Genomic DNA, 26,373 nt, shown 5'->3' with positions numbered 1-26,373 from the left:
AAGCCATATTGCCGGTATGCGGTCGTTTTTTGCGTTTCTCATTCCCTGCGCTCTCGCACTGGCCGGCTCTCTTGCGCCGGCGGGCAGCAAGGCCTTGGCTGTGGAAGCGTGGCCAGCGCAGGCGCAAGCGGACACGCCCGGCGTTCTGCCGCCCGAGGCCCTGCCCGATGATGTGGTGCCGCCCTCGGTGGACGACCTTGACGTGCCGACCACCGATGCAGAGCCGCCCGACGAGCCTGGGCCGGCGATCCCCACGCCTCTCGATACAGCCGATGAACTGACGGCGCTGTTCGCGCGCCTGGCGGATGCCGGCACGGCCGAGAAGGCCAAGCCGGTGATCGCCCGCATCCAGATCCTGTGGCTGCACTCGGGCAGCGCCACCGTCGATCTGCTGATGGCGCGAGCCGGGGCTGCCATGAAGGCTCGGGACTATGCTCTCGCCCTTGATCTGATGGACATGGTGGTGCGGTTGGCGCCGGAGTTTGCCGAGGGCTGGAACCGCCGGGCGACTGTGCTTTACCTGCGTGAGGACTTCGGCCGGTCCCTGGTGGATATCGAGCGCGTTCTGGCGCTTGAACCGCGCCACTGGGGGGCGATGTCGGGGCTCGGTATCATCTTGCGCCGTATCGGGCGGGAGCGGGACGCGCTGGCGGCCTTCGAAGAGGTCTTGCGAATCCATCCGGCGAGCGAGAACGCGCGCAAGGCGGTCAAGGAGCTCGGGGCGCGAACCGCCGGTACCGAGACGTAAGGCGCGGGCGTCTGCCTGTGTTTTGCGAATGGTCGGGCAAGGGGAGCGGCGAGGCGGTTCAGAGACCGCCGCGCCCGTCGCTGCCGACAAACGAAATGCGCAGCATGTTGGTCGACCCCGGAGTGCCGAAGGGCACGCCCGCGGTGGTGATGATGCGCTGGCCGGGTTTGGCAATGCCTTCCTGGAAGGAAATACGGCAGGCGCGGTCCACCATGTCGCTTTCGTCTCGGGCGTCGTCGCTGACGACGCAATGCAGTCCCCAGGCCAGAGACAGACGGCGAGCGGTGGCGGTCACCGGCGAGATGACGATGACCGGCACGGTCGGGCGCTCACGCGAGGCGCGCAGGCCCGTTGCGCCGGAGGTGGTGTAACAGACCACGGCGGCCAGATTCAGGGTTTCGGCGATCTGCCGCGCGGCGGCGGAAATCGCGTCGGCGCCGGTCGCCTCCGGCTCCTGCCGCTGGCCGTGGATAATTGAGCGGTAGTTGGGGTCACGCTCGACCTGGCGGGCGATGCGGTCCATGGTGCTGACTGCCTCAAGCGGAAACTCGCCAGCGGCCGATTCGGCCGAGAGCATCACCGCATCGGCGCCCTCGAACACCGCCGTCGCCACATCGGAGACTTCCGCGCGGGTCGGCACCGGCGAGGTAATCATCGATTCCAGCATCTGGGTGGCGACCACCACCGGCTTGCCGGCCCGGCGGCAGGCGCGCACGATCTGCTTTTGCAGGCCCGGCACCTGTTCCAGCGGCATTTCCACGCCGAGATCGCCACGGGCGACCATCAGCGCGTCGGACAGGTCGATGATCTCGCCGAGGCGCTCGATCGCCTGCGGCTTTTCGATCTTGGCGAGAATCCCGGCGCGGCCGCGCGTGACCTTGCGCACCTCGGCCAGATCGTCCGGGCGCTGAATGAAGGACAGGGCGATCCAGTCGACCTTGGCCTCCAGCGCCGCTTCCAGATCCTTGTGATCCTTGGGCGTCAGGGCGCCCACCGGGATTTCTGTGTCAGGGACGCTGACGCCCTTGCGGTTGGACAGACGGCCGCCAACCTCCACCACGGTGGTCGCGCGGGTGGCAATGCACTCGACCACCCGCAGGCGGATCTTGCCATCGTCCAGCAGTAGCCGGTGGCCGGGCTCCAGCGCTTCAAGGATTTCCCGGTGCGGCAGGTTCACGCGGTTGACGTTGCCCGGGGTGGGATCGCTGTCGAGGATGAAGGTCGCGTCGTTTTCCAGAACGACCGCTTCGCTCTCGAAGGTGCCGACACGCAGCTTCGGCCCCTGCAGATCGGCGAGAATCGCGATTGGCCGGTTGGCGCCGGCCTCCACCGTGCGGATGGTGTCGACCAGCGTGTTCAGCCGGGCATGGTCCGCGTGGCTCATGTTGATGCGGAAGACATCCGCGCCGGCCTGAAAGAGTTTTCTGATGGTCTCGGGGTCCGAGGAGGAGGGGCCTAGCGTTGCTACAATCTTGACCCGTCTGTCACGCTTCATCGTCCGCCCGTTCCCCCTTGTACCGGCTCCGTCAGCTGGACCGTCCAGCTGCTCTGTTCGCCAGTGTCGATCTCGAAAAAGCCGGTGCGTTCGAAGCCGCGCGCGACACAATCCTCGATCCCGTTGATGGTGAATTCCTTTTCGCGGGTGCACATGAAGGCACGTCCGCCCCACTCGCCGAACTGATCGTAGTCGACGGCGTAGATGTAATAGTAGCGTGACACGAGCGCGCCGGTGACCAGCGTCTCACAGGAGTTGGCGGGCAGGTTCCACCAGCCCTCCGTCACCCACTCGGTGTCTTCGCGGTAGCCGATGGCGACGCCAACCTGGCTTTCCGTCTTGTTGCACAGGCGCAGCTCGGCCCGGGCAGGTTGTGCGGTGAAGGTCGTTGCGGCAACAGCCAGCAGTAGAGCCGACATGGAGGGGGCCCAGGTCCGGACTGCGGACCTGACTGTCGTGGAGTGCCTTTGGCTCTCGGCTAGTGCGTTCATTCGATTACTCGTGCCACGACCTAGAGTGCCACCTTATGGCTGAGACCTCTCGGCCTTGTCAATGATGACAGCCCTGAAGTCGTTGACGTTGGTATGGGTTGGACCGGGGCGAAGGAGGTCGCCCAGTGCGTTGAAAAAACCGGTACTATCGTTTCTGGCCAGAAATACGGCGGCATCATGACCCAGTCTTGCAGCGCGGCCAAGTGTGGTCGGGTCGATGAAGGCACCGGCCGGGTCGCTGGCCGCGCCGGATCCGCCATCGGTTCCGTCCGTGTCGCCGGCAACGGCGGAGATCGCTGGGTGGCCCTCAAGCGCCAGTGCCAGAGCGAGCGCATATTCCTGGTTGGGGCCGCCGCGCCCGTCGCCGCGAAGGGTCACGGTCAACTCACCGCCGGACAACAGGACGGCGCGGGTGCCGTCGCGCGCAAGTTGCAGCGCCTGGCGGGCATGCTCGGCGGCCACGTCCCGTGCTTCGCCCTCAAGACTGTCACCCAGCATGATCGGCGCGTAGCCCAGGGACCGGGCGGTCTCGGCGGCCGCGGCCAGCGAGAGCGCGGGCCGGGCGATGATCTGGTAGTCGGTGCCATCGAACACCGGGTCGCCGGGCTTGGGCGTCTCGTTCGCCGGGTTTGCAAGGGCGCGGCGAATGCTGTCCGGTGCGTCCGGCGCATGGCGGGCGACGATGGCCCGGCCATCCTCCAGCGTTGTCGGATCGGCGACGGTCGGACCGGAGGCAATCGCGGCGGGATCGTCACGCGGCACGTCGGAAATCGCCAGGGTGGTGAGCGCGGCGCCTGCTCCGCGGGCAGCGGCAAGGCGCCCGCCCTTGATGCGCGACAGATGGCGCCGCACGGTGTTGATCTCGTCGATGGTGGCGCCGGAGGACAGCAGCGCTCGGGTCAGCGCCTGCTTGTCGGCGAGGGTGACCCCGGCGACAGGTGCGGCCCAATTGGCCGATCCGCCGCCGGACAACAGCACGACGATATGGTCGCGCGGGCCGGCGGTTGCGGCAAGGTCCAGCGTGCGGGCACTGGCCTCAACGCCCGCCTGATCGGGCACCGGATGGCCGGCCTCGATGGTTTCGATCCAGCGGGTCGGGCGGCCATAGCCATGGCGGGTGACGCAAAGCCCAAGGAGCCGGTCCGGGCCGAGCCCGTCGCGCTCCCGGTAGACCCGCTCCGCCACCTCAGCCATCGCCCCGGCGGCCTTGCCGGCGCCGAGCAGGAGGATGCGCCCGCCTGGCGCCGGTGCCGGCAGGTGCTCCGGCAGGGCTGTTTCGGCGCGTGCGGCATCGACCGCCGCCTGAAACAGGGCGGCGAGATGGGCGCGGATGGTTGCGTCTGGGCTTCCGGTTGCTGTCATGTTCAGTCCTTGTTGATGTCGCTCAAAGGCTACCCGTCCTGGCGGCGGGGGCGGGCGATATAGATCCCGGCGAGGATCACCGCGCCGCCGGCAAGCTGCATCGGCGTCAGCGCCTCGCCCAGGAGCAGATAGCCGGCGATGGCGGCGGTCACGGCCTCCAGAAAGATGACGAGGGCGGAAAAGCCGGCGGGCAGGGCGCCGAGGGCGAAGGCGAGCAGGCCCTGGCCACAAACATGGCTGAACAGGGAAATCGCCAGCAGGGCGGCAACGCCCGTCCAGGTGAAGGGCAGAAGCATGTCTTCCAGCAACACCGCGACAACGAACAGCGCCGCGCAAGTGACCAGCGAGCTGCGGAAGACGAGGAGGCCGGCGCCGAGCCCGGCCTCCCCGCGCCGGGCAAAGCGGATGGCAAGGAAGTAGGCGCCGAAGAACAGGGAAGCGAGCAGCCCGTAGAGATCGCCGTCGAGGCGCTGCGGCGCGTGAGCGAGGCTTGTGCCGAGCAGCAGCCCCGCGCCGACCAGGCAGCAACAAAGGCCACCCAGCATGGCGCGGGTGACCGGCTCGTTGATCAGGGTGCGGGAGGCGAGCATGACCCACACCGGGGCGAGGGTCGCGAAGAAGGTCGCGTTGGCAATCGTCGTGTTCATGATCGACAGGTGCCAGAAGACGAGGTCTCCGGCGAACACGGCGCCGGCGATCACGGTGGCCCGGTTCCAGGGCGGCGATTTGCCGCCGCGCGGGGCTTCCAGCCGCGCCCACAGGCCGAGCAGCGGCAGGGCCAGCGCCACCCGCCAGAAGGCGCTGGTGAAGGGGCCGACCTCGGCATGGCGCACGAACACCGGCGAAATGCCCATGGCGATCGCGCCGCCGAGCAGCGCGGCCAGGGCAACCAGAAGGCGGCGGTCGGGACCCGAGGCGACGGGAGTGGTGGAGAACATTGGGTTGCCTGGCGCGAGAAAGTAAAAATCATACAATAGGGTCCAGGTTGTGCCATGGCGCGTGGCAAAATGCAAAGGCGGTCCGCTCTGCCAGGCCGGCGGCGATGGCGGTTGCGGCGAGCCGTCGGGGGCGGATATGGTGCGCCGCGCCGGCCTGCCTTGATCCATGGGGCCGGCTCCTCCCGTTTTCTCTCCTGCGTGGCCCCTTGACGATGTTTCCTGTCCGTTCCGCCGCACCGCATCCCGACCAGTCGCCCTTCGAGATCATCGACGGGGATCCGGCCTGCGGTCTGTTGCTCTTGTGCGATCATGCCAGCAATGCCCTGCCGTCCGCCTATGGCACCCTCGGCCTGCCGCCGGAGCAGCTTCAGCGGCATATCGCCTATGACATCGGCGTGCGCGATCTGACCCTGCAGCTTGCGGCGGCCCTTGGCGCGCCGGCAGTGCTGACCACCTATTCCCGGCTGCTGATCGATCCCAATCGGGGCGAGGACGACCCCACGCTGGTGATGCGCCTGTCCGACGGGGCGGTGGTGCCGGGCAATGCCGATCATGACGCCGCCGAGCGGGCGGCGCGAATCAGCGCCTATCACCGGCCGTATCACGAGACGGTCGCGGCGCGGATCGACGCGAGCATCGCCGCAGGCCATCCGCCGGCGATTCTCTCGATCCACAGCTACACGCCGGTGTGGCGCGGGAACCCGCGCCCCTGGCACGCGGGCATCCTTTGGGACAGCGATCCGCGTTTCGCGGTGCCGCTGCTGGAAACCTTGCGCGCGGAGGCCGGTCTGGTGGTGGGCGACAACGAGCCCTATGACGGGGCCTTGCGCAACGATTGCCTTTATCGGCATGGCACGGCGCGCGGTCTTGCCCATGCGCTGTTGGAAGTGCGCCAGGACCTGATCGGTGACGCCGAGGGGGTGGCCGACTGGAGCGCCCGGCTGGTGCCGCATCTCAAGCAGATGCTGGCGGAGCAGCCGGAGCTGTTTCAGATCCGCCAGTACGGTTCGCGCTGTGCCGCCTGATGGCGCACTCTGGCAAAGGGGCGATGCGTGCCCACAGGTCGGGCCTTGCCTGACTTGATAGGCCGGGCCTTGATACGGGAGAGACGAAATGACGAAGTCTGAGGAGACGTCCATGGATGCGGCAACGCGCACGGAACTGGAGGCTGCGGCCTTTCGACGGCTGGTCGCGCATCTGCGGCAGCGGACCGACGTGCAGAACATCGACATGATGAATCTGGCCGGCTTCTGCCGCAATTGCCTGTCGAACTGGTATCTTGACGCGGCGCAGGAAAAGGGCGTTGCGCTCGACAAGGAGGCTGCCCGCGAAATCGTCTATGGCATGCCCTATGCCGAATGGAAGGCGCGGTACCAGACCGAGGCGACACCGGAGCAGGTGGCTGCGTTCAAGACCAGCCACACGCACGAGTGAGCCCCTCGCCGATCCTGGCTCTGTCAGTCATGGAAATTCGTGCCGGGCTCTTGAAACCGGCATGATTTGCGCGCATTGAGGCGCACCCGAATACCCAACCTGTCACTAACCCCTAAGGAGACGAAACCGCATGTCTGAACCTGGTGGTGTCGCCGGCGATCAGCTTCGCGCCTTTGTGGAGCGTATCGAGCGCCTTGAGGAAGAAAAGAAGGTCATCGCCGACGACATCAAGGACGTCTACGCCGAAGCCAAGGGCAACGGCTTCGACGTCAAGATCCTGCGCAAGGTGATTTCCCTGCGCAAGAAGCAGCCGCATGAGCGTGAGGAAGAGGATGCGATCCTCGATCTTTACATGCATGCGCTTGGCATGGCCGGACCGGCCAACGACGCCTGATCAATCTCCCGGCGGCCCTTTGCGCCTTCGCGCGGGCGGGCCGGCGGAGCGATGAAAAGAAAAACGCGGCGTACCGAAAGGCGCGCCGCGTTTTCCTTTTGTCGTGAAACGATCGAAGCCGCGCGGGCTTCGACCGGAGCCGGTGTTACATCGCCTTGACGATGCCCTCGGTCATCTTCTTGGCATCGCCGAACAGCATCATCGTCCTGTCGAGGAAGAACAGCTCGTTCTGAATGCCGGCATAGCCGGAGCCCATGCCGCGCTTGACGAACAGCACCGTGCCGGCCTTGTCGACATCAAGGATCGGCATGCCGTAGATCGGCGATTGCGGATCGTCGCGCGCCGCCGGGTTGGTGACGTCGTTGGCGCCGATGACGTAGACGACGTCGGCCTGGGCGAACTCGGAGTTGATATCCTCCAGTTCGAACACCTCGTCGTAGGGCACGTTGGCTTCGGCCAGGAGTACGTTCATGTGCCCGGGCATGCGGCCGGCGACCGGATGGATGGCGTATTTTACCTCCACACCCTCTTCCTTGAGGATGTCGCCCAACTCGCGCAGCGCATGCTGGGCCTGAGCCACCGCCATGCCATAGCCGGGAACGATGATCACCTTGCCGGCGTTCTTCATGATGAAGGCCGCATCCTCGGCCGAACCCTGCTTGACCGGACGTTCCTCGCCGCCACCGGCACCGCCGGCGCTGGCCGTCTCGCCGCCGAAGCCGCCGAGAATCACCGAGATGAAGGAGCGGTTCATGCCCTTGCACATGATGTAGGACAGGATCGCACCGGAGGAGCCGACCAGCGCGCCGACGACGATCAGCGCCATGTTGCCGAGGGTGAAGCCGATGCCGGCCGCCGCCCAACCCGAGTAGGAGTTGAGCATGGAGACGACGACGGGCATGTCGGCGCCGCCGATCGGGATGATGATCAGCCCGCCGAACACCAGCGACAGCACCACGATCATCCAGAAGACGGTGTGGCTTTCGGTCTGCACGAAAATGGCGATCAGCAGCACGATCAGCGCGGCGAGGCCACCGTTGATGACATGCCGCATCGGCAGCATGATCGGCGCGCCGGACATGCGCCCGTCGAGCTTGGCGAAGGCGATGACCGAGCCGGTGAAGGTGATGGCGCCGATGGCCACGCCAAGCGACATCTCGACCAGGCTGGCGCCGTGGATCTCACCGACCGCGCCGATGCCGAAGGCCTGGGGCGCGTAGAGAGCGCCGGCGGCGACCATCACGGCGGCCATGCCGACCAGCGAGTGGAAGGCGGCGACCAGCTGCGGCATGGCGGTCATCGGCACCCGGCGGGCGGTGACCGCGCCGATGCTGCCACCGATGGCCAGACCGACGACGATCATCAGGAGACCGCTGACGCCGGGTGCGGCCACCAGCAGCGTCGTGACGATGGCGATGGCCATGCCGATCATGCCGAACAGGTTGCCCTGGCGCGAGGTTTCCGGGCTGGAGAGCCCGCGCAAGGCAAGGATGAAGAGAACGGCCGACACCACATAAAGGATGGCCGTGACATTGGCTGAAAGCATGTGTCCGGCCTCCTATCGCTGCTTTTTCTTGTACATGGCGAGCATTCGTTGCGTGACCAGGAAGCCGCCAAAGATGTTGACGCTCGCCATGATCAGGGCAAGGAAGCCGAAGCCGCGCGCGAAGCTGGCGCCATCGGCGACCAGATCGACACCGACGGCGAGCAGCGCGCCGACGACGATCACGCTGGAAATCGCGTTGGTGACCGACATCAGCGGCGTGTGCAGGGCCGGGGTCACCGACCACACCACGTAATAACCGACGAAAATCGCCAGCACGAAGATGGTGAACTGGAAGACGAACGGATCGACCGCGCCGCCGGTGGCCGCAGAGGCGGCATGGGCGAGCGATGTGCCGGCGTTGCCGGCAAGCTGGTCGGCGTAGCCTTGTGCCGCATCGGCGGCGGCCTGCGCATTCGCCGCCGCATCGGCGGCAGCATCGGCGGCCGCGCGGGCGCGGTCTAGCGCTTCATTGACGCTGAGTTCTGACATGGGGCCCCCCTATTCCGCAGCCGGCGCGAAGGCCGGGTGCACCACGGCGCCGTCCCGGGTGAGGACGGTGGCCTTGACCAACTCGTCTTCCCAGTCGACCGCGATTGCCTTCGTCTCCTTGTCCACCATGGTCTCAAGGAAGGTGGCAAGGTTCTTCGCATAGAGCGTGGAGGCGGAGGCGGCGATGCGGCCGGGCATGTTGAGATGGCCGACGATCTTCACATCGCCGAGCTTGACGACCTTGCCGGGTTCGGCGCCTTCCACGTTGCCGCCGCGTTCCACCGCCAGATCGACGATCACCGAGCCGGGGCGCATGCTGGCGACCATCTCTTTGGAGATCAGGCGCGGGGCCGGACGTCCGGGAATCAGCGCCGTGGTGATGACCATGTCCTGCTTGGCGATATGCGCGGCCACCAGTTCGGCCTGCTTCTGCTTGTAGGCGTCGGACATTTCCTTGGCGTAGCCACCGGCGGTCTCGGCCTGACGGAATTCGTCATCCTCGACCGCGATGAACTTGGCGCCGAGCGATTCCACCTGCTCCTTGGCGGCGGGCCGCACGTCGGTGGCGGTGACGATGGCGCCGAGGCGGCGGGCGGTGGCAATCGCCTGCAGACCGGCGACGCCGGCGCCCATGACGAACACCCGCGCGGCGGGCACGGTGCCGGCGGCGGTCATCATCATCGGCAGGGCGCGGTCGTATTCGGCCGCACCGTCGATCACCGCCTGATAGCCGGCAAGGTTCGCCTGGGAGGACAGGACGTCCATTACCTGGGCGCGGGTGATGCGCGGCATGAACTCCATGGCGAAGGCGGCAACGCCGGCCTTGCCCATGGCCGCGACCGCGTCCTCATGGCCGTAAGGGTCCATGCTGGCGATAACCAGTGCGCCGGCCTTCATCGCGGCCAGCTCGGTCTCGCTCGGGCGACGGACCTTCAGCACCACGTCGGCGCTGGACAGCGCAGCTTCGGCGGTGTCGGCGATCGAGGCGCCCGCCGCGACGAACTCCTCATCGGGAATGCGCGACAGGGTGCCGGCGTCCTTTTCGACGACGACATCAAAGCCAAGCGCGACGAACCGTTTCACGGTGTCGGGCGTGGCGGCGACGCGCGTTTCTCCTGCCTCGCTCTCGCGGGGCACTGCGAGTTTCATCAATACTGTCCTCCCTATATGGAAGTCTGGCCTGAATGGAAGTCCGGCCGGGATGGAAGTCTGGCCTGGGTAGGAAGTCTGGCTGACAGGTGGGGGAGCCCGTCAGCTCGCTGTAATGATGGCCATCAGGCCGGTCAGAACGAAAACGCCGGCGGAGGGGATCCAGCCGCGATCGCCCATGGCAAGGCCAACGGCTGCGGCGGCCAGGGTGGCCAGCACGAAGATGGTTCCGAAAATGCTGCCGGCGGTGCCACCGAAGGTGAAAAGCACCAGGCACACCATAATATTCAGAAGGGCAATGGTGCCGACCTTCGAAAAATTGATGAAACCGGCATAGGTGCGCTCGTGTTCGGCATAGTCCATCGTCTGGGCGGTCTGATCTGACATGTGTTCCTCTTGGTGGCTCGTCATCATTGTTTCGTGCCTTTATAGCAGACAGAAGACTATCGGCAACGCGCTCTTCGCACTGCAACCACGAGCAAGGCACAATTGATTCCGCAGTGCAACCGCGACGGCAGCGTCAATCGGCGATGCCGGCCGTGCGCAGCACGTTTTGTTGCCGGCTTTGAACGGTGGCCATGTCGAAATTGTCGATCTGCTCGTTGAACAGACGGAAGAAGTTCAACTCCGCGCGCAGATGCAGGAACACCCCGCCAAGGCCGATGGCCGCCCGGTCCATGAAGACGAATTCGCGCGGCACGGTGACCGGCCCGAGACGCTTCAGCGCCTGGTGCACCCGGAAGGCTTCCTTGCGGCCATACTGCGCCGGGCTGACCCCTTCGGCGATGGAGCGGACCCGGTCGGTCAGAAGCGGGCCATAGATGAACCTTGCCCAGATGTTGAGCGTGTCGATCAACTCGCGGGTCAGCCCGCGAAAGCCCCAGCTCTCGTAGGCGGCGACCGTGCGTGCCTCGTCTTCCTCCAGAAGCCCGCGATAAAGCTCGATCACGCCGGCGACGAAGGTTGGCGGGAAGATACGGATGCAGCCGTAGTCGAGCAGGTTGATGCCCTGCGGCGCGCCGTCTTCCTCAAACACCGTGTAGTTGCCCAGATGCGGATCGCCGTGGATCACGCCGAAATGGCTGAACGGGTGCCACCAGGCGTGGAACATCACCTCCGCCAGCCGGTTGCGGTCGGCCAGCGGATGGTCGCGAAAATCGAGCAGCGGCCTGCCTTCCAGCCAGGACATGGTCAGCAGGCGTCCGGTGGACAGGTCCGGTTCGACCCGGGGCACGCGGATGCGCGGCTCGTCCTTGAGGATCTCGCGGTAGGCGGCGATGTGGCAGGCCTCGCGCCGGTAGTCCAGTTCCTCGCGTACCCGGGCGCCGATCTCCTCGGCGATCTGCCTTGTGTCGATGGCCGGCTGCATTCGGCGGTGGACGGAAAACAGCACGGCGAGCTGTGACAGGTCCGCCTCCACCGCCGAGGCCATGTCCGGATACTGCAGCTTGCAGGCAAGCGGTGCGCCATCCAGGGCGTTGGCCCGGTGCACCTGGCCGAGGGAGGCGGCGGCCGCTGGTGCCCTTTCGAAGGCGGCGAAACGCTGCTGCCAGCCGGGGCCGAGTTCGGCCATCATCCGCCGCTTGACGAAGGCCCAGCCCATGGGCGGGGCATCGGCCTGAAGCTGGGCGAGCTCGGTGGCGTATTCGGGCGGGATCGCGTCGGGGATGGTTGACAGCAACTGGGCGACCTTCATCAACGGCCCCTTCAGCCCGCCGAGCGCGGCGGCCAGTTCGGCGGCCTGCTTGCGGTCGTCGATGTCGTAGCCGAAGACCTTCGCCCCGGCGAGGCGGGCGGCGATCCCGCCCATGTTGGCGCCGACCCGGGCGTAGCGGCCGACCCGGGCGGTCATCCGGTTGCGTTCACGGTCGTTCACTGCGGTGTCCTGTCCCTGTCTGGCCGAGAGCGGCGAGCCGTTCGGCGATGCGATCCCGCTGCTCCGCCAGGCCCTTGTAGGCCAGTTGCGCGGTGTCGAGCGCCAGCAATTGCGCGCGCAGGCCGGCGACAAGCCGTGCCCCGTCCGGATGGGCGGCGAAGGCGGCGACGGGGTCGTGATGGACCTTGATGGTGAAGAGAATGTCGCCGCTTTCCGGCAGGCGGCGCAGGGTCTGCCGCTCGACCCGTACATGAAGGCCCGTGTCCATGCCTTCGCTCTTGGACGGGGCGACATCGAGCGCTGCATCGTCAAGCCGTCGGGCGACGGGGCGGTGCAGGGCCGGGCCGGTGTAGAGCGACCAGTTGAGCCGCCAGGAGGGGCGGTCCACGGCGAGATTGTCGAAGATGCGGGCGACCATCGGCCCCATCCGCCCGTCGTTGAAGCCGGGCACCGTCTCATGGATCTGGCGCATGGTGCCGCCGAATTTCTCCGCCAGCGACCAGGAAGAAGGGAAGCACAGGGCTGCGGCGACGAGGCGGTAGCCGCGCGGGCTCCGCCGCATCAGCGCCAGATCCTCCTGCACCAGCCGGGCGGCCAGTTCCAGCGGTCGGTCCTGCCAGTCCGCCAGCCGGTAGTCCCGCGCCATCGGCAGGATGCGGATCGTCTCGCCAGTACGCCAATAAAGCTCCGGGAAGGTTGCCGGCAGGTGGTCCAGCAGGAGGCTCAGAACCTCCCGCCGGGCCTTGAGTGTGTCCGCCTCGGCCACCAGGACAGGCGCCTCGGCGCCGCCCTGAAGCAGCCGCTCCTTTTCCGCCAGATGGGCGGCAAGGTCCGTGTCCGGCTCGATCCAGTCGGCCAGATCAAGCGGAAGCAGCCCGACACTGAAGGGCCGGGCCGATCCGTCGTAGGGGGTATGCGCAAAGGGTGGGGCCACCCTCATGGGCGCATCAATCATGCTTGCGCGGCCTCCAGTTCATCGATGAAGCCTTCGATCACCGCCAGGCCCTTGCGCCAGAACGCCGGGTCGGTGGCATCGAGCCCGAAGGGGGCGAGCAGCTCCGAATGGTGCTTGGTGCCGCCGGCGGACAACAGGGCGAAATACTTGTCCTGGAACCCGCTTTCCGCCTCCTCGTAGACCGCGTAGAGCGAATTCACCAGGCAATCGCCGAAGGCATAGGCATAGACGTAGAACGGCGAATGGATGAAATGCGGGATGTAGGTCCAGAAGGTCTCGTAGCCTTCGCCGAAGCGAATGGCCGGGCCAAGGCTCTCCGCCTGCACCGACATCCACAGCTCGCAGATTTCCTCGCCGGTCAGCTCGCCCCGGCGGCGCGCCGTGTGCACCTTGCGCTCAAACGCATAAAAGGCGATCTGCCGCACAACGGTGTTCAGCATGTCCTCGACCTTGCCGGCCAGCAGGATGCGCCGGCGCTTGGTATCGTCGCTGGCGGCGAGCAGGTCCTTGAAGGTCAGCATTTCGCCGAAGACGCTGGCGGTCTCGGCCAGGGTGAGCGGGGTCGGCGCCATCAGCGCGCCGTTCGGCGCCGCCAGCACCTGATGCACCCCGTGGCCCAGCTCATGGGCGAGGGTCATCACGTCGCGGGTGCGCCCCTGATAGTTGAGCAGCACGTAAGGATGGGCGCTCGGCACGGTCGGATGGGCGAAGGCGCCGGGCGCCTTGCCGGCGCGCGCCGGTGCGTCGATCCAGCCTTCGTCGAAGAACCGGCCGGCGATCTCGGCCATCTGCGGCGAGAACCGCCGGTAGGCGCCGAGCACGGTGCTGCGTGCCTCGTCCCAGGGGATGCGCCGGGTGTCCGCATCCGGCAGCGGGGCGTTGCGGTCCCAATAGTCGATCACGTCCTTGCCGAACCAGCGCGCCTTCATGGCGTAGTAGCGGTGGGAGAGGCGCGGATAGGCCTCCTGCACGGCGGCGACCAGCGCATCGACCACATCCCGTTCCACCCGGTTGGCCAGATGTCGGGCATCGGCGATGTCCTCGAAGCCGCGCCAGCGGTCGGAAATCTCCTTGTCCTTGGCCAGCGTGTTGGTGATCAGGGTGAACACCGGCAGGTTGGCGCGGAAGGTCTTGCCAAGGGCCTTGGCCGCCTTCTCGCGGGTGGCGCTGTCCGGGTCCTGCATCAGGTTGAGGGTCGGTTCGAGCGGCAGTTCCTTGTCGTCGACGGTGAAGCGGAGCCCGGCCATGGTCTCGTCGAACAGCCGGTTCCAGGCGCCCGCGCCGGTGCCGGCCTTCTCGTGGAAGAGCTGTTCCACCCGGTCTTCCAGTTGGTGCGGTCGCTCCTTGCGGATGTCCGACAGCCAGGGGCGATAATGGGCAAGGTCAGGGTCGGCAAGGGCTGCGTCGAGCACCGCATCGTCGATGCGGTTCAGCTCCAGGGTGAAGAACAGCACATGGGTGCTGGCGGTGGTCAGCTTGTCCTGAATGTCGCCATAGAACTTCTGCCGCACCGGATCGGTGGTGTCGCCGGCGTAGAACAGGCCGGCGAAGGAGGCGAGGCGGCCCATCAGATCGTCAAGGGCTTCCATCTCACGGATCGCGGCAGCCAGTTCTCCGCCGGAACGGCCTGCAATCTTCGCCAGCTTGCCCTGATAGCGGGCGGCGAAGGCGGCGGCCTCACGTTCCGCCTTTTCCAGATCGGCGGTGACCTCCGGTGCGTCATGGGCGGGATAGAGGTCGCCGAGGTTCCAGACCGGCAGCGGGCCGAGGGTTTCGTCGCTCGCCGTCGCGGCGTCAGCCACAGGGGCGCGGTGTCCGGTCATGGCGGCGGAAAGGCTCGTCGGGGTCATCTCGTCTCCGTTGCGGTCGTCTCAGGCCGGGCGGCGCGTCGGCGCATCCCTTCTTGCATATTGTCGTAGGTCGTCCTTCGGCAATGGGCAATCCGCCGCGCCGGACGCGCGGTGGACGTTTTGTTTACCGCGCCCGGGGTAATCTGCCCCGAATTGGTACATTCCCCAAGTGGAAGACCCGGCAAACGGGCCGACATGGAGGCGCAGGGCGCGCATGACCCCGATCAGCGGACGGATACTCGTTGCCGATGACGATCCGGTTCAGCGGCGCTTGCTGGAAGCGACGCTGAAGAAGTTCGGCTTTCGCGTGCGGCTGGCGGAAAACGGGGCCGAGGCGCTGGCGATCCTGACCGGTCCGGAAGGGGCGGATATCGACCTTCTCGTCTTGGATCTTGTCATGCCGGAACTGGACGGCATGGGGGTGATCGCCCGGCTGCGGGAGATGAAATCGGCAATCCCGATCATCGTGCAGACGGCGCATGCGGGCATCGATGCGGCGGTCAACGCGATCCGCGCCGGCGCGCAGGATTTCGTCGTCAAGCCGGTGGCGCCGGAACGGCTCAATGTGTCGATCCAGACCTTCCTGAAGATGTCGGCGCTGGAAGGCGAGATCACCCGCATCCACAAACAGTCCAGCGGCACCTTCAGCTTCGATGACATCATCACCCGGTCGGAGGCGATGGAGCGGGTGATCCGGGTTGGACGCCGCGCCGCCGGTTCGCAGATCCCGGTCTTGATCGAGGGCGAATCGGGCGTCGGCAAGGAGCTGATTGCTCGCGCCATTCAGGGGTCGAGCGAGCGCAAGGCCCGGCCCTTCGTCACCGTCAATTGCGGAGCGATCCCGGAACATCTGGTGGAATCGATCCTGTTCGGCCACGAAAAGGGCGCCTTCACCGGCGCCGTCGAAAAGCACGTCGGCAAGTTTCAGGAGGCCCATGGCGGCACCCTGTTCCTCGATGAGGTGGGCGAGCTGCCGCTGGAAATCCAGGTCAAGCTGCTGCGGGCTTTGCAGGAAGGGGAAATCGACCCGATCGGCGCGCGTCGCCCGGTCAAGGTCGATTTCCGGCTGATCTCTGCCACCAATCGCCGGCTGATCGATCTGGTCAAGGACGGCACCTTCCGCGAGGACCTTTATTATCGGCTGAACGTCTTTCCGCTGTGGCTGCCGCCGCTGCGCGACCGGCGCGAGGATATCCCCGATCTGGTGCGTCATTTCCTGGCCCGTTTCGCGGCGGAAGAGGGACGTCCGCAGATTTCCGCCGTCGCGCCGGACGCCATTGCCATGCTGCAGCGCTACCAGTGGCCGGGCAACATTCGGCAATTGGAAAACGCGGTGTTCCGGGCGGTGGTGCTGTGTGAGGGCGGCCACCTGACCGCCGATGACTTCCCCCAGATCCAGGCCGCAGTTGCTCGGGCCCCAGCGGAGGCCGGGCAGGCGACGGAGAGCCGGGGGCAGGTCGCCGACGCCGTAGCATCCGAAGCGCCCGGCGATCCGGTCGCCTTCGCCACCACGCCGGATTCTTCCTCGGCGACGGCGCCCGAGGCGGCGGTAGAGGTGACGCAAACCGCCGGAGAAGCGCTGTCGGCTGGGGACCCGCACCAGCCCCCCTTCGGCTTCTTGCGCTCTCTCAACGACAGTGGCCACATCCGCTCACTGGAGGAGGTCGAGGCGGACATGATCCGTACGGCCATCGACCACTATGGCGGGCGGATGACCGAAGTCGCGCGAAGGTTGTCTATTGGCCGTTCAACTCTCTACCGAAAGTTGAAAGATTATGGCCTTGATGCAACACCCGATACCGAGGCCGCCGAGTAGGCCGCTTCCTGCGCTCTCCTCTCTTGCCATGGCGCGAGCCTGCGGGCTTGTTTACCGGCAGCCATCAGGGTGCACCGGTTCGCGGCGTCTTTTCGCGCGCGTCCGGTCGGTCTTTGCTGGCGCGACAGATGTGTTTCCCGACGTCTGAATTTCAGAACACGACCGCCGACATGGCACCCGAGAACAGGACCGCCCAGATGCCCGCCCGAACGATTGCTGCCACCGGCCCGCTCACCGCGCTCCTGCTTGCCGGTCTTGTCGGCGTTTCTTCCGCGACGGTGGCTTATGGCGAAGGCGCGGTGGCGATGATCGGGCCGCAACTGCCGGTGGAAGATGCCGTCGCGGCGCCTGAGACCGACGACGAGACCATCGCCACACCCGCCGATCCTCTTGGCGAGGCGCTGGGCGCTTATCTGAGCGACAAGACGGCGCGCGCCGAGGCGGTCGCCGCAGCGCCGTACCTGACCGCCCGGCGCTGGCAGGCGGTGGCAGATTTCTACGCGGCGCGGGAGAACGCGCCGGTGTGGAGCGCCGATGGCATTCCCTCCCTGGCCGCGCGCCGTCTGATTGGCCGGCTTGGGCAGGCCGATCGCGATGGTCTGGAGCCAGCCGATTACGCGCTGCCTGCGGGGCTGGCGCGCACGGCCGGCAAGCTCGATGCGCAGACCGTTGCCCGGTTCGAGACCCATCTGTCGGCGGCGCTCTTGGCCTATGCGGAAGAGGCGCAAGCCGGGCGGGTCAAACCGAACGATCTGTCCCGCTACATCACCGTGAGCCCGAAACGTCCTGAGCCCGTCGCCGCCTTGCAGAGCCTGGCCGAGGCCAGCAATCCGCTGACCGTGCTGGATGGGTTCAACCCGCCGCATCCTCAGTTTCAGGCGCTGCGCGAGCAATTGGCACTGTTGCGCCAGCCGAAAGCGGAAGAGGATCGCCCGGTTGTCGTTCCCGCCGGCAAGGCCTTGAAGCCGGGCGCCTCGGGCCCGCGCGTTGCCGCGCTCCGCCAGCGGCTTGGCGTTGCGGTGGCCGAGGGGGGCGAGGCTGAGCTGTTTGACGAGGCGCTCAAGGAGGCGGTGCTCACCTTCCAGCGGGACAATGGCTTGCATGCTGACGGGATTGTCGGCTCGCGCACGCTGCTGGCGCTCAACGCGGTCGCCGATGACGGCATGGCCGTGTCCGATGTAATCGCCAATATGGAGCGGTGGCGCTGGATGCCGCGCGACCTCGGCGCCTTCCACATCTTCGTGAACATTCCGGAGTTTCAGGCGCGGCTCTACCGTGACGGCAACAAGGTCTACGAGACGCGGATCGTCGTCGGCAAGCCGTCCAACCAGACGCCGGTGTTTTCCGACGTGATGGATCATGTCATCGTCAACCCGTACTGGAACGTGCCCTTTTCCATCGTCTCGCAGGAGATGTTGCCGTCGATTCAGGCCAATCCGAACGGCTACCTGGGCGGTCGGAACTATGAGGTGCTCGCCGGCGGGCGGGTGGTGAACCCGGCCTCGGTCGACTGGGCCGGCGGCAATCTGCGCTCGGTGCGCATTCGTCAGCGGCCGGGCCGGGGCAATGCCCTCGGCCAGATCAAGTTCATGTTCCCGAACAAGCATTCGGTCTACCTGCACGATACGCCGTCCAAGCGCCTGTTCGGGCGCTCGAGCCGGGCATTCTCGCATGGCTGCGTGCGGGTCAAGGATCCGTTCGATTTCGCCGATGCTCTGCTGCAGCTGGATAAAAACTGGTCGGCGGCACGGCTGAAGAAGATGGTCGGCGGTCAGGAACGGCGGGTCGACCTCACCCATGCGGTGCCGGTGCATCTGGCCTATTTCACCGCTTTCGTCGATGAGGAAGGGCGGCTGCAGCGTCGGCCGGACATCTACGGTCACAATGCGCGGCTGACCAAGGCACTGAAGATCGACGGCTGGCAGGAGTGGCAGCGCTTTGCCGTGGCTACGCCTGTGGTGCGCAGCCCCCGCCGCGCCGCGCCGGCCAAGGCGGCGGCGAAGAAGGTGGAGCACAAGGATGTGCGGACCCGCCGGGCCGAATTGCAGCGGCTGCGCCAGCGCCGCTCCAACGATATGTATCGCTGACGCGGGCTTCGGGAACCGCGTCCCGGGGAATTGGGCTCCGCCCCGGCGGCGCTGGCGGAGACGCCTTTGACGTCTGCCCCGTGGCCCGTCTCTTGTCGTCTCTCCCCCGTCTCCAGCAGCCGGGCAGCCAGCTGCGCGCCCGGCGTGTGCGATGCCGCGTGGCACCATGGCCGGCGTGTGCTTTCGGTGCCGGAACGCCCTGTTCAGCCTCAGGAAAAGGCGACAAAAATCAGTGCGAAAAGGTGGAAGATTCATTTTTTTGTGGCTGTGATGCGTAATTGCCACGATTTGCGCTCATTTCCGAATACGGTAAAGGCTTCTTAACTTCGGTGCCTTACATCAGTCCAATTGGGGGGCGGATGTTCGGCGTATCCGCCGGCAAACAAGCGAGACTGAACATTGCTCGAGGCATGGTTCTCCTGGGTGCGAACGAGTGCATGTGCGTTCGCCATGCTTGGCTTGATTGCGAGCAGCGCGCTGGTTTCCCTGTCGCCGTCCGAGGCGTTGGCGGAAACGCGAACCCTGAAGCTGTTCAACACCCACACCAAGGAACGGGTGTCCATCACCTTCAAGAAGAACGGGCGCTACGTGTCCTCCGGTCTGCGTGAGCTTAACCGCTTCCTGCGCGACTGGCGGCGGAATGAAATCACCAAGATGGACCCCAAGCTGTTCGACCTGGTGTGGGAGGTCTACCAGAAGGCCGGCACCAGCAAGCCGATCCATGTGGTGTCCGGGTATCGCTCGCCGGCGACCAACAACATGCTTCGTCGCCGTTCGCGCGGGGTGGCCAAGAAGAGCCAGCATACCCGTGGCCGGGCCATGGATTTCTTCATTCCCGGGATCAATGTCTCCAAGCTCAGGGCCATCGGTCTGCGCAAGGAAGTGGGCGGCGTTGGCTATTATCCGACCTCGCGCACGCCGTTTGTGCATATGGACACCGGTTCGGTGCGCCACTGGCCGCGCATGACCCGCAGGCAGCTCGCCAAGGTGTTCCCGCGCGGCGATACCATCCACATTCCGACCGATGGCAAGAAGATGCCGCGCTATGCGGAGGCGCTCGCCCGGCACAAGGGCGGAGGCGCTCGGCGCAAGACCGTGCTTGCCAGCGCCAGCGGAACTCGCGCGCGGATCCGTACCACCGGTCAGGATATCACCTCCGGCAACGGATCGATTTCGCGGCCGGCCCCGGTTGCTGCGTCCGGCTCCGGTGGCCCGAGCCTGATCGCCCGCCTGTTTGGTGGCGGCGATGACGCCAAGGATACGGCGACGCCGCGTCCGGCTGCCCGGGTTGCGCGCACCGAGGCGGCCACGCCGCCGCCGGTGCCCTCCGAGGCACCTCCGGGCGTGCGCAGCGCTGCCGCACCTGATGCGGTTCCGCCGGCCAAGGCCGAACCTGCAGCGCGGCCGGAGGTCGATCCGGTGATTGTCGCCAAGGTCGTGCCGCCCAGCAAACCAAACGGATTTGCCGCCATCGTTGCCGCCGCCACCGATGGCACGGTGAAGCCGGGAACGCTCGAAGCCCAGGTACAGCGGCTGGCGCGGGGCGATACGGCACTGCCTGCGCCGACTGCCCGTCCTCTGGTGGTCGCTTCGGCTGAAGCGGCGCCGGCTGCTGCCCAGATGGCGTCGGCCTTCCCGGGCGCTCTTCCCCGTCCGGCGCCGCCGCAGGATGGCGTTTCCGCCATCGCCGCGGTCACCGGGTCCACCGCGCCGGCGCGCAAGCCGGAAAGCGGGCTTGCCGGTGCCACCCTTGCCTATGCAGCGTCCGCAGGCGCTGTGGCTCCTGCCGACAGCAAGGTCGCCGTGCCGCCGCGTCGTGCGGCGTCGATGGACGCGGCAACGGGCGCACGCCCTGCATCCTTGTCCGGCCGCGTTCCGGCTCCGGTGATCAAGGACCCGCTGGCGAAATTCGCCGCGCTGCCGGATCGGGAGATGCCTCATCTGATGTCCGCTGAGGTGACAACCCGCACCCGTGCCTTCGCCGCGCTGTCCCACCCCAACCAGCGGCGCCTCGGCCTGCTTCTGGCGCCAGGTGGGCGGATCTTCGCCAACCGCTTCGGCACGCGCATTGCCGCGACGCCGAAGGCGGACCGCTTCGAAGGGCCTGCGGTGGTGTTGTTGCCGGTGCTGACCGTCCAGTAAGCGCTGCCGTTCACCGCGACGGCGAGTAACACAAAAAACGTCGCGTCCCGGGCTGGGGCGCGGCGTTTTTCGTTGGTCGTGCCGGAAGAGCTGGTTCTGGAGATCCCGACCGGCCTCGCGGCATTGTTCTGTGTGTCAGATGCGCGACCTTATCGGGCGGCGGCACCGAGCGGTGTGCCCGTGTTCAAGCGGCCGATACCGGTGCGGGCGATCTCGTTGGAAGGATCGATCCCGAGGGCGCGATTGTAGGAGCGGCGTGCGTCATTGGGCTTGCCGAGCGCTTCGAGGGCGACGCCGCGATTGGCCCAGGCCATGGCCGAGCGCTTGTCGCGGTTCACCGCATCGGACAGGTCGGAGAAGGCGGCCTTCGGATCGTTGACCGCAAGATAGGAAACGCCGCGGGCGATATAGGGCTCGGCTGCATTCGGGTCGAGGCCGATTGCTGTTGCGAAGTCCTCGATCGCCTGGGTGTGCCGTCCCTGTGCCTGATAGATCAGGCCGCGATTGTGAAACGCCCGGGCATTGCCGGAATCGACGCGAATCGCCGCGTCAAAATCCGCCAGTGCCAGCGTGTCGCGTTTCTGCTGTCGATAGGCATTGCCACGGCCAACCAGCGCGGTGGCGTAGTCGGGCTTGATGCGCAGGGCGGCGGAGTAGTCGGCGATGGCCCTGTTGAGATCGCCCATTCGGCGATAGACCAGCGCCCGATTCGCATAGGACTGATAGGAGTCCGGCGAGAGTTTCAGTGCCGTGTCGAAATCGGAAAGGGCTTTTTCGAGGCGCCCAGCGCGGCCATAGGCGATGCCCCGGGTGTTGTAGGCCGCTGCGTCTCGCGGGTTGGCGTCGATCACCGCATTGAGCGATTCGATATTGGCGGCCGAGCCGGCGGAGCGGTCGATCTTGACGCCGGAGACCCCTGAGCTCTGACAGCCGGCAAGCAGCAGTGCGACGGCGGTGAGGGGACCCGCCATGGCGGAAAAGCGCAATCTGGCCTCGCGCATCGGTGCTCCTTCCAGCCTGTTCCCGGCGGCCTGTCGGTGTCGACAAACCAGCATCGGTTCCTGCCTTGCGGGAGGTGCCGGATGGACCTGGCCCGCCCATGTCATCCGTTTCGAGACGAATGACGTGGTCTTCGCCGGCCGTGGCGAAAACCGGAATGAAATCAGGTCGCCATCGCGTCTGGAGGCAACCGCCCGCATCAGCGTAACCGTGTCAGCATCGCGCGCCAAATGCAAACGGACCAGACCGTTTTCCGGCTGGCCCGTTAACCCACGGCGTCACTGATGAGAAAGCCACGCAGGTACGCTCCAGCGACACGAGCGCCGAAGTGGCACGTGTCGGGTCTGAAGGCGGTCTTGACGAAAGACGTCAAACGCATGGCCGTCCGGCAGAGCTGTTCGCGTCCGTGCGTCGCATCGGCTTGCCGACGCGAAGACAGGCGTCAAATTAGCGGCGCGGCGCCTTGCTCGGCAGCAGACCTTCGCGCTGGGCGCGCTTGCGGGCCAGCTTGCGGGCACGACGAACGGCCTCAGCCTTCTCGCGCGCCTTTTTCTCGGACGGCTTTTCGTAATGGCCGCGAAGCTTCATCTCGCGAAAGATGCCTTCGCGCTGCATTTTCTTCTTGAGCGCCTTCAGCGCCTGATCGACATTGTTGTCGCGAACCAGAACCTGCACGCGTTTTTTCCCATCGTTCTCGCGCCGGAGCGTTGCCACCCTCGGCGCAGGACCAAATTCTTAACTGACTCGGAAGCGAAACCGGGTCGCACTCCACGAGGAAGCGCAATCCGCATATGGCATCCGCTCAAACAAAAAGAACGGTTCGCCGCTTTCACGTCGCTCGGTAGGGCTGGTTGGTAGCAGACACAGGCGTTGTTGTCCACCGTCCTTCGCCGGAAAACGCAAGGCCGAGCCAAGAAAACCGGTCCGCCGAGACTATTGCGGGGCGCGTGGAACAGGCTGGACAGGCTTCTTCGAAGCAACTACCTGTGGTGAGACGATCCGGTGCCGGGCCAGGTTGCGGCTCCGCATTCTTACGGCAAAGCCGAACTCAATCTCTGGAGCTTGAAGATGTCCTGGTCGACACCCGCGTCGCCCGGAGGGCTGAGTCTTTCCGATTTGTGGCGGAGCGATATTCGTCCGACCCTGATGCTTGGTCTGCCGATTGCCGGTGCCCAGGTGGCGCAGATGGCCATCAACACCACCGACGTCCTGATGATCGGCTGGCTCGGGGCGACGGAGCTGGCGGCCGCCGTGCTGGCGTTCAACCTGTTTATCCTGATCTGGCTGTTTGGCATGGGCGTGCTTCAGGCGGTGATCCCGCTTGCGGCGACCGCGCGCGGCGACCGCCGGCCGCGCGATGTGCGACGGGCCGTGCGGATGGGGATCTGGTTCGCGATCCTCTACACCATCCCAAGCTGGTGCGTGTTGTGGTTCACCGAGGATATCATGCTGGTGTTGGGTCAGGATCGGGAAGTCTCGGCGCTGGCGGGCGACTACATGCAAGTGATGATGTTCTCGATCCTGCCCTCGCTCCTGACCATGGCGCTGCGCAACTTCATCACCGTGATGGAAAAGGCGCAGGTGGTGCTGTGGGCGACAGTGGCGGCGGCGCTGATGAATGCCGGGATCGACTATTTGCTGATCTTCGGTCATTTCGGCTTTCCCCGGCTGGAGCTGGTCGGCGCCGGCATTGCCTCGGTCGCCACTGCGTCGCTGACCGTGGTGGTGCTGGTGATCTATACCCTGCGACAGAGGCAGCTGCGGCGTTATGCGATTCTCGGCCGGATCTGGCGCAGCGACTGGCCGAAGATGCTGGAAATCCTGCGGCTCGGGTGGCCGGTCGCGGTGACGCTGCTTGTGGAGGTCGCCCTGTTTTCCGGCGCCTCGGTGATGATGGGCTGGATCGGCACCTTGCCGCTGGCGGCGCATGGTATCGCCGCGCAACTCGCCTCGATCACCTTCATGGTGCCGCTCGGGCTTGGTCAGGCCGGCATGATTCGCGTCGGTCTGGCCGCAGGCCACCGCGATCGGGCGGCGGTCGGGCGCGCCGGCTGGGTCGCGCTGTTCGGCGCGATGCTGTTCATGTTCTGCGGTGCCCTGGTCTTCTGGTCCTTCCCGGAAATGCTGGTGCGGCTTTTTCTCGATCTGGACAATCCGCAGGCCGACGAGGTGATGGCCATTGGCATTACCTTCCTGCTGGTCGCGGCAGTGTTCCAGCTGTTCGACGGGGTGCAGGTGGTGGGCGGCTGCGTTCTGCGCGGGCTGTCGGATACCAAGGTGCCGATGGTGCTGGCGATCCTCGGCTACTGGGGCGTCGGCATGGGCCTTGCCTATGGCCTCGCCTTTCCCGGCGGTTTCGGCGGCGTCGGAATCTGGTGGGGCCTGGCGGCGGGCCTTGCCAGCGTGTCGGTGGCGCTGATGTGGCGCTTTGCCTGGCGCGAGCGTCTGGGCCTGGTGTGACGGATCGGGCCCCGCGCCGATGGGCGCGGGGTGAGCTTGTTGTCGGAAGAGCGGGATGCGTGCCGATCAGGCGCGCAAGGGGCGCAGTCGGTTGACATGGCCCATTTTGCGGCCCGGCCGGCTTTCCGCCTTGCCATAAAGGTGCAGGCAGGCGTCGGGCGCGGCGACAAGCGCCGGCCAGCTCTCGACCTCCGCGCCGATCAGGTTTTCCATGACCACATCCGCGTGCCGCTCCGCACTGCCAAGCGGCCAGCCGGCGACCGCCCGCACATGCTGCTCGAACTGGGACACCTGGCAGGCGTCCTGGGTCCAGTGGCCGGAGTTGTGCACGCGCGGGGCGATCTCGTTGACCACCAGCCGCTCCGCTTCGTCGCCCGTGCCGGGCAGGACGAACATCTCGACCCCGAGCACGCCGATATAGTCGAGCTTCTCGGCAATGCGCTCGGCCAGTTGCCGGGCTTCGGCCGCAGTGTCGGTGGTCAAGGTCGCCGGAACGGTCGAGGTTTTCAGGATGTGGTGTTCGTGATGGTTCTCGGCGACATCATAGGCGCGCAAGGTGCCGTCGAGGCCGCGGGCAACGATCACCGAAACCTCACGCTCGAAGGGCACGAAGGCTTCCATGATCGCCGGCGCCGAGCCGAGCGCCTGGAAGGCGCCGGTGGCATCGGCGCTCTGGCGCAGCATCATCTGGCCCTTGCCGTCATAGCCGAAGCGGCGGGTCTTCAGTACGCCCTGACCGCCAAGCGCCTCTAGCGCGGGGAGCACCTCGTCCTGACTGTCGACGGCGCGGAAATCGGCGACCGGAATGCCGTTCTCGCGCAGGAATGTCTTCTCCGCCAGCCGGTCCTGGGAGACGGCCAGTGCGTTTGGCCCCGGCCGCACTGGAACCCGGGCGGCCAGATGTGCCGCCGTCGGGCCGGGCACGTTCTCGAACTCATAGGTCACCACGTCGACGGCGGCGGCAAAGGTATCGAGCGCGGTGGTGTCGTCATAGGCGGCGACGGTGAAGCCGGCGGCGACGTCGAAGGCGGGGCTGTCCGGATCCGGGCACAGCACATGCACCTTGAGGCCGAGCGGAGCTGCGGCAAGCGCCAGCATCCGGCCGAGCTGGCCACCGCCGAGGATGCCGAGCGTCGCGCCCGGCTTCAGGATCGTGCTGGCGTCGGGAGCCGTCATGGTGGTGTCTTTCCGCCCGCAGGGCTGTCAGAGATCGTCGGAGGGGCGTTCGGCGACCGCGTCGCTCTGGCGCTGGCGCCAGGCATCGAGCCGGTCGGCCAGATCCGCGTCATTGAGGGCAAGCACGGCGGCGGCAAGCAGCGCCGCGTTGACCGCGCCGGCGCGGCCGATGGCCAGGGTGCCGACCGGAATGCCGGCCGGCATCTGGACGATCGACAGGAGGCTGTCCTCGCCCTTCAGGGTGCGCGATTCGATCGGCACGCCAAAGACCGGGAGCGGGGTCATGGAGGCGGTCATGCCCGGCAGATGCGCGGCGCCGCCCGCACCGGCGATGACCACCTTGAAGCCGGCATCGCGGGCGGAGCGGGAAAACTCGTAGAGCCGTTCCGGCGTGCGATGGGCCGAGACGATGCGCGCCTCGAACGGCACACCGAGCGCTTCCAGCGTGTCGGCGGCATGTTTCATGGTCGGCCAGTCCGATTGACTGCCCATGATGATCGCCACCACCGGCGTCTTTGTTGTCATGCCACTCTCGCAAACTGGTGTCGAAGGGAAGGTCGGCTGGAAAGGCGCGGATTATAGGCAGAGCGGTGCGGCGCGCAAGGGGCGGGTTTCCAAGGGCGGGCGCAGGGGAAGGGCGGCAAGCCGGTTGAGCCGGCGCTGATGTTCGGGGCAATCCGGTCCGTGCGTTCCGTCAGGCAATGATGTCGGGCAACAGACGATCTTCCAGCGAGGTAATCCGGTCCTTGAGGAAGAGCTTCTTCTTCTTCATGCGCTGAAGCTGCAGGGCATCCGCCCGGCCGGTCTCGATGATTGCGCCGATTGCTGTGTCCAGGTCCCGATGTTCCTGGCGCAGGCGCGCCAGTTCGATCCGGACCGATTTTTCATCCAGTTCCACGCCCATGCCTGAATCCATATCCGTCTCCAAGCGTTCTTCGCGATCCCGTCCCGTCGTCGCGCATGCTG

Annotated in this window: 24 protein-coding genes; 8 read left to right on the top strand and 16 right to left on the bottom strand. The window is 66.4% G+C overall.

The window, feature by feature from the left end:
• Window positions 1–100: 100 nt before the first annotated feature.
• The gene (locus IEV83_RS17740) at window positions 101–748 is read left to right on the top strand and encodes a tetratricopeptide repeat protein (protein ID WP_244628238.1); all 648 of its coding nucleotides are present in this window, start codon (window positions 101–103) and stop codon (window positions 746–748) included.
• 58 nt (window positions 749–806) lie between these two features.
• Here the strand turns inward: IEV83_RS17740 and pyk are convergent, their stop codons facing one another.
• The 4 genes from pyk to IEV83_RS17720 all read right to left on the bottom strand — a co-directional run bounded on the left by pyk (window position 807) and on the right by IEV83_RS17720 (window position 5,034).
• Entirely contained in the window at window positions 807–2,243 is a 1,437-nt protein-coding gene (gene pyk / locus IEV83_RS17735) for a pyruvate kinase (RefSeq protein WP_181760538.1), read from the bottom strand.
• Complete coding sequence (locus IEV83_RS17730; RefSeq protein ID WP_181760537.1) at window positions 2,240–2,662, bottom strand: DUF1036 domain-containing protein; 423 nt, start codon at window positions 2,660–2,662, stop codon at window positions 2,240–2,242. Before IEV83_RS17730 ends, pyk begins: the two co-directional genes overlap by 4 nt.
• A 105-nt stretch (window positions 2,663–2,767) precedes the next feature.
• Entirely contained in the window at window positions 2,768–4,096 is a 1,329-nt protein-coding gene (locus tag IEV83_RS17725) for a glycerate kinase type-2 family protein (RefSeq protein ID WP_181760536.1), read from the bottom strand.
• A gap of 29 nt (window positions 4,097–4,125) precedes the next feature.
• The gene (locus IEV83_RS17720; RefSeq protein ID WP_181760535.1) at window positions 4,126–5,034 is read right to left on the bottom strand and encodes a DMT family transporter; all 909 of its coding nucleotides are present in this window, start codon (window positions 5,032–5,034) and stop codon (window positions 4,126–4,128) included.
• 212 nt (window positions 5,035–5,246) lie between these two features.
• Between IEV83_RS17720 and IEV83_RS17715 the strand changes: the two genes are divergently transcribed.
• The 3 genes from IEV83_RS17715 to IEV83_RS17705 all read left to right on the top strand — a co-directional run bounded on the left by IEV83_RS17715 (window position 5,247) and on the right by IEV83_RS17705 (window position 6,862).
• Entirely contained in the window at window positions 5,247–6,059 is an 813-nt protein-coding gene (locus IEV83_RS17715) for an N-formylglutamate amidohydrolase (protein ID WP_181760534.1), read from the top strand.
• A 112-nt stretch (window positions 6,060–6,171) separates the two neighbouring features.
• Window positions 6,172–6,468 (top strand): DUF1244 domain-containing protein, encoded by a 297-nt coding sequence (locus IEV83_RS17710; RefSeq protein ID WP_181760611.1) that lies wholly within the window; start codon window positions 6,172–6,174, stop codon window positions 6,466–6,468.
• A 130-nt stretch (window positions 6,469–6,598) separates the two neighbouring features.
• On the top strand, window positions 6,599–6,862 hold the full coding sequence (locus IEV83_RS17705) for a DUF2312 domain-containing protein (protein WP_181760533.1): 264 nt from the start codon (window positions 6,599–6,601) through the stop codon (window positions 6,860–6,862).
• A gap of 145 nt (window positions 6,863–7,007) precedes the next feature.
• Here the strand turns inward: IEV83_RS17705 and IEV83_RS17700 are convergent, their stop codons facing one another.
• The 7 genes from IEV83_RS17700 to IEV83_RS17675 form a co-directional block, all read right to left on the bottom strand.
• Window positions 7,008–8,408, bottom strand: a complete 1,401-nt coding sequence (locus tag IEV83_RS17700) for an NAD(P)(+) transhydrogenase (Re/Si-specific) subunit beta (RefSeq protein WP_181760532.1) — start codon at window positions 8,406–8,408, stop codon at window positions 7,008–7,010.
• 12 nt (window positions 8,409–8,420) lie between these two features.
• Window positions 8,421–8,897 (bottom strand): proton-translocating transhydrogenase family protein, encoded by a 477-nt coding sequence (locus IEV83_RS17695; RefSeq protein WP_181760531.1) that lies wholly within the window; start codon window positions 8,895–8,897, stop codon window positions 8,421–8,423.
• Window positions 8,898–8,906: 9 nt separating this feature from the next.
• A complete protein-coding gene (locus tag IEV83_RS17690) occupies window positions 8,907–10,046 on the bottom strand; it encodes a Re/Si-specific NAD(P)(+) transhydrogenase subunit alpha (RefSeq protein ID WP_181760530.1) in 1,140 nt (379 codons plus the stop codon).
• Window positions 10,047–10,148: 102 nt separating this feature from the next.
• The gene (locus IEV83_RS17685) at window positions 10,149–10,433 is read right to left on the bottom strand and encodes an aa3-type cytochrome c oxidase subunit IV (RefSeq protein ID WP_181760529.1); all 285 of its coding nucleotides are present in this window, start codon (window positions 10,431–10,433) and stop codon (window positions 10,149–10,151) included.
• A gap of 133 nt (window positions 10,434–10,566) precedes the next feature.
• Window positions 10,567–11,898 carry an ABC1 kinase family protein gene (locus tag IEV83_RS17680; protein WP_244628237.1) on the bottom strand — a complete coding sequence of 444 codons (1,332 nt, stop codon included), beginning with the start codon at window positions 11,896–11,898 and terminating at the stop codon, window positions 10,567–10,569.
• Window positions 11,899–11,908: 10 nt separating this feature from the next.
• Window positions 11,909–12,862, bottom strand: a complete 954-nt coding sequence (locus IEV83_RS20295; RefSeq protein ID WP_244628232.1) for a heme-dependent oxidative N-demethylase family protein — start codon at window positions 12,860–12,862, stop codon at window positions 11,909–11,911.
• A gap of 11 nt (window positions 12,863–12,873) precedes the next feature.
• Complete coding sequence (locus IEV83_RS17675; RefSeq protein WP_181760610.1) at window positions 12,874–14,700, bottom strand: M3 family oligoendopeptidase; 1,827 nt, start codon at window positions 14,698–14,700, stop codon at window positions 12,874–12,876.
• Between the two features lie 241 nt (window positions 14,701–14,941).
• On the opposite strand from IEV83_RS17675, the gene IEV83_RS17670 reads away from it, so the two are divergent.
• The 3 genes from IEV83_RS17670 (at window position 14,942) to mepK (ending at window position 20,772) form a co-directional block, all read left to right on the top strand.
• Window positions 14,942–16,543, top strand: coding sequence for a sigma-54-dependent transcriptional regulator (locus IEV83_RS17670; RefSeq protein WP_181760527.1), 1,602 nt, complete (start codon window positions 14,942–14,944; stop codon window positions 16,541–16,543).
• 197 nt (window positions 16,544–16,740) lie between these two features.
• Window positions 16,741–18,630 carry a L,D-transpeptidase family protein gene (locus tag IEV83_RS17665; RefSeq protein WP_181760526.1) on the top strand — a complete coding sequence of 630 codons (1,890 nt, stop codon included), beginning with the start codon at window positions 16,741–16,743 and terminating at the stop codon, window positions 18,628–18,630.
• A gap of 450 nt (window positions 18,631–19,080) precedes the next feature.
• Complete coding sequence (mepK, locus tag IEV83_RS20380) at window positions 19,081–20,772, top strand: peptidoglycan L,D-endopeptidase MepK (RefSeq protein WP_181760525.1); 1,692 nt, start codon at window positions 19,081–19,083, stop codon at window positions 20,770–20,772.
• 149 nt (window positions 20,773–20,921) lie between these two features.
• On the opposite strand, the gene IEV83_RS17655 is transcribed toward mepK, so the two are convergent.
• Both IEV83_RS17655 and rpsU read right to left on the bottom strand, forming a co-directional pair.
• The gene (locus IEV83_RS17655) at window positions 20,922–21,773 is read right to left on the bottom strand and encodes a tetratricopeptide repeat protein (protein WP_181760524.1); all 852 of its coding nucleotides are present in this window, start codon (window positions 21,771–21,773) and stop codon (window positions 20,922–20,924) included.
• Window positions 21,774–22,218: 445 nt separating this feature from the next.
• On the bottom strand, window positions 22,219–22,446 hold the full coding sequence (gene rpsU / locus IEV83_RS17650) for a 30S ribosomal protein S21 (RefSeq protein ID WP_029059436.1): 228 nt from the start codon (window positions 22,444–22,446) through the stop codon (window positions 22,219–22,221).
• 393 nt (window positions 22,447–22,839) lie between these two features.
• Between rpsU and IEV83_RS17645 the strand changes: the two genes are divergently transcribed.
• Window positions 22,840–24,231 (top strand): MATE family efflux transporter, encoded by a 1,392-nt coding sequence (locus IEV83_RS17645; protein WP_181760523.1) that lies wholly within the window; start codon window positions 22,840–22,842, stop codon window positions 24,229–24,231.
• A gap of 66 nt (window positions 24,232–24,297) precedes the next feature.
• On the opposite strand, the gene IEV83_RS17640 is transcribed toward IEV83_RS17645, so the two are convergent.
• The 3 genes from IEV83_RS17640 to IEV83_RS17630 form a co-directional block, all read right to left on the bottom strand.
• Window positions 24,298–25,407, bottom strand: coding sequence for a 5-(carboxyamino)imidazole ribonucleotide synthase (locus tag IEV83_RS17640; protein WP_181760522.1), 1,110 nt, complete (start codon window positions 25,405–25,407; stop codon window positions 24,298–24,300).
• A 27-nt stretch (window positions 25,408–25,434) separates the two neighbouring features.
• The gene (purE, locus tag IEV83_RS17635) at window positions 25,435–25,932 is read right to left on the bottom strand and encodes a 5-(carboxyamino)imidazole ribonucleotide mutase (RefSeq protein WP_181760521.1); all 498 of its coding nucleotides are present in this window, start codon (window positions 25,930–25,932) and stop codon (window positions 25,435–25,437) included.
• A 169-nt stretch (window positions 25,933–26,101) separates the two neighbouring features.
• Entirely contained in the window at window positions 26,102–26,323 is a 222-nt protein-coding gene (locus IEV83_RS17630) for a YdcH family protein (RefSeq protein ID WP_224910483.1), read from the bottom strand.
• Window positions 26,324–26,373: the final 50 nt, after the last annotated feature.

It is taken from the genome of Stappia taiwanensis (genome assembly GCF_014635285.1).
GTDB lineage: Bacteria > Pseudomonadota > Alphaproteobacteria > Rhizobiales > Stappiaceae > Stappia > Stappia taiwanensis.
The sequence above is the reverse complement of the archived record's forward strand: the minus strand, read 5'-3'. Positions and strand labels throughout refer to the sequence as shown.

Bases quoted from the DNA above. Each gene is read 5' to 3' on its own strand.
- IEV83_RS17705 (WP_181760533.1), top strand. From the start codon at position 6,599: ATGTCTGAACCTGGTGGTGTCGCCGGCGATCAGCTTCGCGCCTTTGTG.
- IEV83_RS17640 (WP_181760522.1), bottom strand. From the start codon at position 25,407: ATGACGGCTCCCGACGCCAGCACGATCCTGAAGCCGGGCGCGACGCTC.
- pyk (WP_181760538.1), bottom strand. From the start codon at position 2,243: ATGAAGCGTGACAGACGGGTCAAGATTGTAGCAACGCTAGGCCCCTCC.
- IEV83_RS17655 (WP_181760524.1), bottom strand. From the start codon at position 21,773: ATGCGCGAGGCCAGATTGCGCTTTTCCGCCATGGCGGGTCCCCTCACC.
- IEV83_RS17675 (WP_181760610.1), bottom strand. From the start codon at position 14,700: ATGACCGGACACCGCGCCCCTGTGGCTGACGCCGCGACGGCGAGCGAC.
- IEV83_RS17700 (WP_181760532.1), bottom strand. From the start codon at position 8,408: ATGCTTTCAGCCAATGTCACGGCCATCCTTTATGTGGTGTCGGCCGTT.
- IEV83_RS17630 (WP_224910483.1), bottom strand. From the start codon at position 26,323: ATGGATTCAGGCATGGGCGTGGAACTGGATGAAAAATCGGTCCGGATC.
- IEV83_RS17695 (WP_181760531.1), bottom strand. From the start codon at position 8,897: ATGTCAGAACTCAGCGTCAATGAAGCGCTAGACCGCGCCCGCGCGGCC.
- IEV83_RS17725 (WP_181760536.1), bottom strand. From the start codon at position 4,096: ATGACAGCAACCGGAAGCCCAGACGCAACCATCCGCGCCCATCTCGCC.
- IEV83_RS17730 (WP_181760537.1), bottom strand. From the start codon at position 2,662: ATGTCGGCTCTACTGCTGGCTGTTGCCGCAACGACCTTCACCGCACAA.
- IEV83_RS17720 (WP_181760535.1), bottom strand. From the start codon at position 5,034: ATGTTCTCCACCACTCCCGTCGCCTCGGGTCCCGACCGCCGCCTTCTG.
- IEV83_RS17665 (WP_181760526.1), top strand. From the start codon at position 16,741: ATGCCCGCCCGAACGATTGCTGCCACCGGCCCGCTCACCGCGCTCCTG.
- IEV83_RS17685 (WP_181760529.1), bottom strand. From the start codon at position 10,433: ATGTCAGATCAGACCGCCCAGACGATGGACTATGCCGAACACGAGCGC.
- IEV83_RS17670 (WP_181760527.1), top strand. From the start codon at position 14,942: ATGACCCCGATCAGCGGACGGATACTCGTTGCCGATGACGATCCGGTT.
- IEV83_RS17680 (WP_244628237.1), bottom strand. From the start codon at position 11,898: ATGACCGCCCGGGTCGGCCGCTACGCCCGGGTCGGCGCCAACATGGGC.
- IEV83_RS17715 (WP_181760534.1), top strand. From the start codon at position 5,247: ATGTTTCCTGTCCGTTCCGCCGCACCGCATCCCGACCAGTCGCCCTTC.
- IEV83_RS17690 (WP_181760530.1), bottom strand. From the start codon at position 10,046: ATGAAACTCGCAGTGCCCCGCGAGAGCGAGGCAGGAGAAACGCGCGTC.
- purE (WP_181760521.1), bottom strand. From the start codon at position 25,932: ATGACAACAAAGACGCCGGTGGTGGCGATCATCATGGGCAGTCAATCG.
- IEV83_RS17645 (WP_181760523.1), top strand. From the start codon at position 22,840: ATGTCCTGGTCGACACCCGCGTCGCCCGGAGGGCTGAGTCTTTCCGAT.
- mepK (WP_181760525.1), top strand. From the start codon at position 19,081: ATGCTTGGCTTGATTGCGAGCAGCGCGCTGGTTTCCCTGTCGCCGTCC.
- IEV83_RS17710 (WP_181760611.1), top strand. From the start codon at position 6,172: ATGGATGCGGCAACGCGCACGGAACTGGAGGCTGCGGCCTTTCGACGG.
- IEV83_RS20295 (WP_244628232.1), bottom strand. From the start codon at position 12,862: ATGAGGGTGGCCCCACCCTTTGCGCATACCCCCTACGACGGATCGGCC.